Origin of the sequence: Roseateles aquatilis (assembly GCF_002205645.1) — a bacterium.
GTDB classification, from domain to species: domain Bacteria; phylum Pseudomonadota; class Gammaproteobacteria; order Burkholderiales; family Burkholderiaceae_C; genus Roseateles; species Roseateles aquatilis.
Window position 1 is genome coordinate 146,785 of sequence record NZ_NIOF01000014.1, and the last position, 6,717, is coordinate 153,501.

Genomic DNA, 6,717 nt, shown 5'->3' on the forward strand with positions numbered 1-6,717 from the left:
AGGGACGGGCGATCGGAGGGCCGGGCGCGATCAGCGCTTGGCGGCCATGATCTGATCGTAGGTTCCGCCGTCGGCGAAGTGGGTTTTCCCGATCTTCGCCCATCCGCCCAGCGTCTGGTCGACGGTGAACAGCTTGATCGGCGCGAAGCGCTGCGCGTTCTTCTTGAACACCGCCGGATCACGCGGACGGAAGTTGTTGGCCGCGATGATCTCCTGGCCCTCCGGCGTCCACAGGAAGTCCAGGTAGGCCTTGGCCAGCGCGGCCGTGCCCTTCTTGGCCGCGACCTTGTCGACAACGGCCACCGGCGCGTCGGCCTCGATGGAGATGCTCGGGTAGACGACCTCGAACTGACCCTTGCCGAACTCGTTCTCGATCAACTCGGCCTCGGATTCAAAGGTCAGCAGCACGTCGCCGATGCCGCGCTGCGTGAAGGTGGTGGTGGCGCCGCGGCCGCCGCCGTCCAGCACCGGCACGTTGGCCAGCACCTTGGCGACGAAGTCCTTGGCCTGCGCCTCGGTGCCGCCCTTGGCGATCACGCTGCCCCACGCGGCCAGGTAGCCATAACGGCCGTTGCCGGTGACCTTGGGGTTGGGGATGATCACCGCCACGCCGCCGCGCGCCAGGTCGGCCCAGTCCTTGATGCCCTTGGGATTGCCCTTGCGGACCAGGAACAGCATCGTCGAGCTGTACGGCGCCGCGCCGTTGGGGAACTTGCTGCGCCAGTCGGCGCCGGTCAGGCCCTTCTCGGCCAGCGTGTCGACGTCGGTGGCCTGGTTCATCGTCACCACGTCGGCCTCCAGGCCGCCGATCACCGAGCCGATCTGCTTGGACGAGCCGCCGTGCGACTGGTTCACCGTGATCGTCTGGCCGGTCTTGGCCTTGTAGGCGGCGACGAAGGCGGGATTGATCTGCTTGTAGAGCTCGCGCGCCACGTCGTAGGACACGTTCAGCAGCGTCGTCGGCTGCTGCTGGGCCAGCGCCAGCACCGGCGCGCCCAGCAGCGGCACCGCGGCCGCCAGCATCAGGGCGCGACGACGGGTCACGGCGGACAGGAGGGCGGTCTTCTGGGCGTTCTTGTGGGTCATGGCAAGCGGTCGTGGAGACGTGGGATCGGGTGACGAGGACGGACGACGGACCTTGTCGGGCTGTGAAGCTTGCCAACAAGTCCTTATTCTCGGAACGATTGTTTGAGCATTTGCTTATCTCGCATAAGGAATAAGCAAGCGATCGAGTGACCCCATCGCCATCGGCGAGAAGCGGCCGGGGGGAGGTGGGACAGGCGCGGGGACGTCGAGGCGTTGGACGACGGCACGCTGAAAGGCGCCAGGATCGTGACCGACACCGCCGGAAGCGCCTCCCCCAAGACCCCGAGGGCGGCCCCGGTCACGACCTGGGCTTTCACCATGCCTTTCCGGTGGCCCTACAACCGCCGCCGGCGGGGGCGACATGGACGCGCCCCGTGCATCGCAGTCTGCGACCGCGGGCTGCGGCGCGCCAATGCGCAATCGGCGCATGCTGCTGCGCGGCGCTCATAAGCCCCGGCGGCGCGGGGCGACCCGACGGGCGGCTCCGGTCCCGCGCCCGTCCCGCCTTCATCGCCCCGAGGGGTGGGCGGGTGGCGGCGACGATTCTTCTGGGCTAGGCTGGGGCCTTCTCATCGGTAGCGCGCGGTGCCGCGCGCGAGGAGCCAGCGTCCCATGATGACCGCCCCGATCCCCGAGAACGAAGCCCAGCGGCTGCAGGCCCTGCGCGAGCTGCTGATCCTGGACTCGCCGCCGGAGGAGCGCTTCGATCGCATCGTGCAGTTCGCCGCCGAGGAATTCGGCGTGCCGATCGCCTTGCTGAGCCTGGTCGACACCAACCGCCAGTGGTTCAAGGCCCGCTTCGGCCTGTCGGTGTGTGAGACGGGGCGAGACGTCTCGTTCTGCGGCCACGCGATCCATGCGCCGGAGGTGATGGTGGTGAGCGACGCGACGGAGGATCCGCGCTTCGCGGACAACCCGATGGTGACCGGGCCGCCGCACATCCGCTTCTATGCCGGCGCGCCGCTGGAGATCCGGCCCGGCGTGCGCCTGGGCACCCTGTGCCTGATCGACCGACGCCGCCGCACGCTGGACGAGGCCGATCTGGCCATCCTGATGAGCCTGCGCGATCTGGCGGTCGCGGAGTTGATGGGCCAATCGCTGGAGCAGGCCTGATGCCGCACGGTGCGCAACGTCAATTGCTGCTGGTCGACCCGCACTCGCTGTTCCGCCGCACGGTGGCGATGGTGGCGCGGCAGTTGCAAATCGCGGAGGTGCACGAGTGCAGCAGCCACGAGGCGGCGCAGCGCCTGCTCGAGCATCAGGCGATGGACGGGCTGCTGCTCGACATCGGCCAGGGGCTGGACGCGCTGGCGCTGCTGCAGAGCGTGCGCGCCGGCGCGCTGCGCTGTCCGGCGGCCACGCCGGTGGCGCTGACCGCCGAGGCCTGCGATCTGTCCACCGCGCAGCTCTACAAGGAGCTGCACGTGCGGCGGATCATGCTGAAGCCGTTCAAGGTGAAGACGGCGCTGGAGGTGATCCAGGACCTGGCGCGGCCGGCCGCGTCGCCGCCACCGCCCTTCGGCGGCGTCGAGGCACCGCGTCGCCAGACGGCGGACTGACGCTCACTCCACCCAGTGCCGCGCCAGCCACGGCGTCGGCCTCACGTAGCGGCGCAAGTGGCGCCAGCGGTGCGTCACGCCCTTGGCGAAGGCGGCTCGCACGTGCTGCCAGGGGCTCTCGTGCGCCGGCTCCTGCTGCGTCCAGCGGCCCACGAGCACGTCGCCCGGATTCGGCCCGCCGGGGAAGGTGACGATCCGGGCGCCCGACGGCAGCCGCGCCGGCATGAAGTAGCGCAGCGGAAACGGCGGCAGGCAGTGCAGCCGGAAGTGGCGCGTCCACAGATGCGGCCAGTACTTGATGCCGCCGGGCACGGCGGCGGTGACGAAATGCTGCTCGAAGCCGTGCCGGTCGGACACGCCCTGCGGATCGGCGCGGAAGTCGCGGAGGATGTGCGGATGACGGCCCACCGGGAAGCGGAACACCGAGGTCTGCCCCAGCTTCTGCAGCGGCTTGGCCCAGTTGCGGGCCAGCACCACGTCGTCGGGATGGCCGTGGGTGAAGTAGCCGTCGATGTTGTCGACGATCACCGAGTCCAGATCGATGAACAGCACCGGGCCGGACAGGCCGGTCTTCTCGCCGAGGTCTTCGCTCCACAGCACCAGCTTGCGCCACTTGCCCATCGAGCGCTTGGGCCAATCGCAGCCCAGCTCGGGCAGGTCGTAGGCATTGACCTCGGGGCGCAGGCCGTCGGCGTCGTCGGTCAGGCAGACCAGCCGGAAGTCGCCGCTGACGTGGCGGCGCAGCATGCCGTAGAGGCGGTTGACATACTCGGCGCCATAGGCGGCGCCCCACTTCACGCAGATCACTTGTTTCATCGAGGCTCCCCCAGGCACGCGGTCTTTGTCGCGCGGACCGCCGACCACCGCGCACTCTAGGAACCGCGTTTTTCTCGCTTAGCGCTCAAGGTAAAGATGGATTGCCGCCCCGGCCGTTCTCGCACGGCGCGCGTGACCAGACGTATCGAGTCGTGCGGTACGGCATCGACGCGGGCGGTCTCTGCACCGAAACGCCGGACCGTGCGATGAGCGCTCGAGGACGGTGTCGCGCGCCGAAGCCGACAACGGGAAGACGGGCGGAAGAACGGAGCGCATATGAGGTTTGCGCGCTTGGACATGCCGTGACCTTCGTTCTCGCGAGGAAGGGCGGTGTCTAGAGTCGGTGGCCATGACTGCCCTCGCCCCTCCCCTCGATGACCGGCTCCGGCCGCCCGCTCCCCGCGATGCCGACGGGCCGCCGCAGGACTTCGACATTCACGCCTTCGACGCGCCGCTCGGCGCCGAGGTGCTGGGGCTGGACCTGACGCGGCCGTTGAACGACGCCGACTTCGCCCGCCTGCATCGCGCCCATCTCGATCACCACGTACTGGTGTTCCGCGACCAGCGCATCACGCCGGCGCAGCACATCGCGTTCAGCCGCCGCTGGGGACCGCTGCAGATCCACGTGCTGCGCAACTTCCAGCTGGCCGGCCATCCGGAGATCCTGCAGGTGTCCAACGTCCGGGATGCCGAAGGGCGGCCGGTGGGCCTGGGTGACGCGGGGTTGTTCTGGCACTCCGACCTGTCCTACAAGGAGCGCCCCAGCCTCGGCTCGCTGCTGCACGCGCAGGAGCTGCCGGCGGAAGGCGGCGACACGCTCTTCGCCAACCAGCACCTGGCCTACGACGGCCTGCCGCTGGCGCTGAAGACCGCCATCGCCGGCCGCCGCGCGGAGCACAGCTACCTGGCCCGCTACGAGGAGCTGCGTGCCCGCAATCCGTGGCGTCCGAAGCTGACGCCGGAGCAGATCGCCGAGGTCAGGCCGGTGGCGCAGCCCATCGTGCGCGTGCACCCGGAAACCGGCCGACCCGCGCTTTTCGTCAGCGAGCATTTCACGACGCGCATCCTGGACGTGAGCGAGGACGAGAGCCGCGACCTGCTGGCGCAGCTCTTCGAGCATGCCAGCCGCAAGAGCGTCGTGTACCGCCACCGCTGGCAGCCGCACGACCTGGTGTTCTGGGACAACCGCTCGCTGCTGCATCTGGCCACCGGCTGTCCGGACCACATCCGCCGCCACCTCTACCGCACCACCATCGAAGGCGACGTGCCCGCATGAAACTCGACCGCTCCATTGCCTCGCCCCTGCGCCGCTCGGCGCGTGGGCTGATCGCCGCCGTGCTCGGCACCACGCTGGGCCTGGGCGCGCTGTCCGCGCACGCCGAGGGCCAGATCCGCATCGCCGAGCAGTTCGGCATCGTCTACCTGCTGCTGAACGTGGCGCAGGACCAGCAACTGATCGAGAAGCACGGCAAGGCGGCCGGTGTCGACATCAAGGTGCAGCGCGTGCAGCTGTCCGGCGGACCGGCGATCAACGAGGCGCTGCTGTCGGGCAGCATCGACATCGCGGGCGCCGGCGTCGGACCCCTGCTGACCTTGTGGGACAAGACACAGGGCAGGCAGAACGTGCGAGGCATCGCGTCGCTGGGCAACTTCCCGTACTACCTGACGAGCAGCAACCCGGCGGTCAAGACCATCGACGACTTCAGCGACAAGGACCGGATCGCATTGCCGGCGGTCGGCGTGTCGGTGCAGTCGCGCATCCTGCAACTGGCCTCCGCCAGGCGCTGGGGCGACGCCCAGTTCAACAAGCTCGATCGCCTGCAAGTCGCGCTGCCTCACCCGGAAGCGACCGCCGCGCTGATCAAGGGCGGCACCGAGATCAACGCCCACTTCGGCAACCCGCCCTTCCAGGAGCAAGGCCTGGCCGGCAACCCGAACGTGCACATCGTGCTCAACAGCTATGAGGTGCTGGGCGGGCCGGCGTCGGCGACGGTGCTGTACACGACCGAGAAGTTCCGGCGTGACAACCCGAAGACCTACAAGGCCTTCATCGGCGCGCTGGCCGAGGCGGCCGACTTCATCACCAGGAACCCGGAACGCGCCGCGGACATCTACATCCGCAATGAAAACTCCAAGGTGCCCAAGGAGCTGCTGCTGAAGGTGATCAAGAACCCCGAGGTGCAGTTCAAGATCACGCCGCAGAACACCTATGCGCTGGCGGCGTTCATGCATCGCGTCGGCGCGATCAAGAACAAGCCGGCGTCGGCGCAGGATTATTTCTTCGACGATCCACACAACGCGGGCGGGAGCTGAGATGAGCGCGGTGCTGGACCGGATCGAGGCCCGCTTGGCGCTCGACGCGGTCGATTCGAGCGTCGACACCGTGGCGGCGGACGCCGAGGCCTGGGTCGGCGAGGCACGGTTGCGGGTGCAGGGCGTCAGCCTCGACTACCGCAGCGATCGCGGCGTGGTGCGGGCGACGCACCAGGTGGACTTCGACGTGCTGCCGTCGGAGCGCTTCGTGTTGCTCGGAGCCTCCGGCTGCGGCAAGTCGTCGCTGCTGAAGGCGGTCGGCGGCTTCGTGACGCCGGCGCAGGGGCGTATCCTCATCGACGGCAAGCCGGTGACCGGTCCGGGTCCGGACCGCATCGCCGTGTTCCAGGAGTTCGACCAACTGCCGCCGTGGAAGACGGTGCTGGAGAACGTCGCCTTTCCATTGATCGCATCCGGCACGGCCACGCGCCAGGCGGCGCTGGAGCAAGTTCGCGACTGGTTGTCGCGAGTGGGGCTGGCGGACTTCGCCTCGGCTTATCCGCACCAGCTGTCGGGCGGCATGAAGCAGCGCGTGGCGATCGCCCGCGCGCTGGCGATGAAGCCCCGCGTGCTGCTGATGGACGAGCCGTTCGCCGCGCTCGATGCGCTGACGCGGCGTCGCATGCAGGACGAGCTGCTCGCGCTGTGGGAGCAGGAGCGCTTCACGCTGCTGTTCGTGACGCATTCGATCGACGAGGCCTTGCTGGTCGGGCATCGCGTGCTGGTGCTGTCGCCGCATCCGGGACGGGTGCGGGCAGAGCTTGATGCGCAGGGGCTGACACCCGCGCAGCGCGCGGCGCAATCGCAGCGGATCGAGCGGCTGCTGTTCGGTGAATGAAGGCGTGAGCAACTGTCTTAAAAGTCAAGACAGCGCATCGTGAAAATATCGAATTTCGTTATCGTTATTCGATATGAAAGAAAAACCAACACCCCGCGCCATGGA

The 6,717-nt window shown here is 68.5% G+C and carries 7 protein-coding genes; 5 read left to right on the top strand and 2 right to left on the bottom strand.

What is annotated here, in order from left to right; genetic code table 11:
• Nucleotides 1-30: 30 nt before the first annotated feature.
• Nucleotides 31-1,086 carry a sulfate ABC transporter substrate-binding protein gene (locus CDN99_RS23410; protein WP_088387307.1) on the bottom strand — a complete coding sequence of 352 codons (1,056 nt, stop codon included), beginning with the start codon at nt 1,084-1,086 and terminating at the stop codon, nt 31-33.
• 612 nt (nt 1,087-1,698) lie between these two features.
• Between CDN99_RS23410 and CDN99_RS23415 the strand changes: the two genes are divergently transcribed.
• Nucleotides 1,699-2,199: a GAF domain-containing protein gene (locus tag CDN99_RS23415; RefSeq protein WP_088387308.1), complete on the top strand. Its 501-nt coding sequence runs from the start codon at nt 1,699-1,701 to the stop codon at nt 2,197-2,199.
• Nucleotides 2,199-2,645, top strand: a complete 447-nt coding sequence (locus CDN99_RS23420) for a DNA-binding transcriptional response regulator (protein WP_088387310.1) — start codon at nt 2,199-2,201, stop codon at nt 2,643-2,645. Before CDN99_RS23415 ends, CDN99_RS23420 begins: the two co-directional genes overlap by 1 nt.
• A 3-nt stretch (nt 2,646-2,648) precedes the next feature.
• Here CDN99_RS23420 and CDN99_RS23425 read toward each other — a convergent pair whose 3' ends face one another.
• Nucleotides 2,649-3,461, bottom strand: a complete 813-nt coding sequence (locus CDN99_RS23425) for a glycosyl transferase (protein WP_088387312.1) — start codon at nt 3,459-3,461, stop codon at nt 2,649-2,651.
• A gap of 349 nt (nt 3,462-3,810) precedes the next feature.
• Between CDN99_RS23425 and CDN99_RS23430 the strand changes: the two genes are divergently transcribed.
• The 3 genes from CDN99_RS23430 to CDN99_RS23440 are packed head-to-tail and all read left to right on the top strand — an operon-like array spanning nt 3,811 to nt 6,612.
• A complete protein-coding gene (locus CDN99_RS23430; RefSeq protein WP_088387314.1) occupies nt 3,811-4,737 on the top strand; it encodes a TauD/TfdA dioxygenase family protein in 927 nt (308 codons plus the stop codon).
• On the top strand, nt 4,734-5,774 hold the full coding sequence (locus CDN99_RS23435; protein WP_088387316.1) for an ABC transporter substrate-binding protein: 1,041 nt from the start codon (nt 4,734-4,736) through the stop codon (nt 5,772-5,774). Before CDN99_RS23430 ends, CDN99_RS23435 begins: the two co-directional genes overlap by 4 nt.
• Before the next feature lies 1 nt (nt 5,775).
• Nucleotides 5,776-6,612 carry an ABC transporter ATP-binding protein gene (locus tag CDN99_RS23440; RefSeq protein ID WP_088387318.1) on the top strand — a complete coding sequence of 279 codons (837 nt, stop codon included), beginning with the start codon at nt 5,776-5,778 and terminating at the stop codon, nt 6,610-6,612.
• The last annotated feature ends 105 nt before the right edge of the window (nt 6,613-6,717 follow it).

Excerpts from the sequence above, each read along its gene's own strand:
- CDN99_RS23410 (WP_088387307.1), bottom strand. The coding sequence starts at position 1,086 with ATGACCCACAAGAACGCCCAGAAGACCGCCCTCCTGTCCGCCGTGACC.
- CDN99_RS23415 (WP_088387308.1), top strand. The coding sequence starts at position 1,699 with ATGATGACCGCCCCGATCCCCGAGAACGAAGCCCAGCGGCTGCAGGCC.
- CDN99_RS23420 (WP_088387310.1), top strand. The coding sequence starts at position 2,199 with ATGCCGCACGGTGCGCAACGTCAATTGCTGCTGGTCGACCCGCACTCG.
- CDN99_RS23425 (WP_088387312.1), bottom strand. The coding sequence starts at position 3,461 with ATGAAACAAGTGATCTGCGTGAAGTGGGGCGCCGCCTATGGCGCCGAG.
- CDN99_RS23430 (WP_088387314.1), top strand. The coding sequence starts at position 3,811 with ATGACTGCCCTCGCCCCTCCCCTCGATGACCGGCTCCGGCCGCCCGCT.
- CDN99_RS23435 (WP_088387316.1), top strand. The coding sequence starts at position 4,734 with ATGAAACTCGACCGCTCCATTGCCTCGCCCCTGCGCCGCTCGGCGCGT.
- CDN99_RS23440 (WP_088387318.1), top strand. The coding sequence starts at position 5,776 with ATGAGCGCGGTGCTGGACCGGATCGAGGCCCGCTTGGCGCTCGACGCG.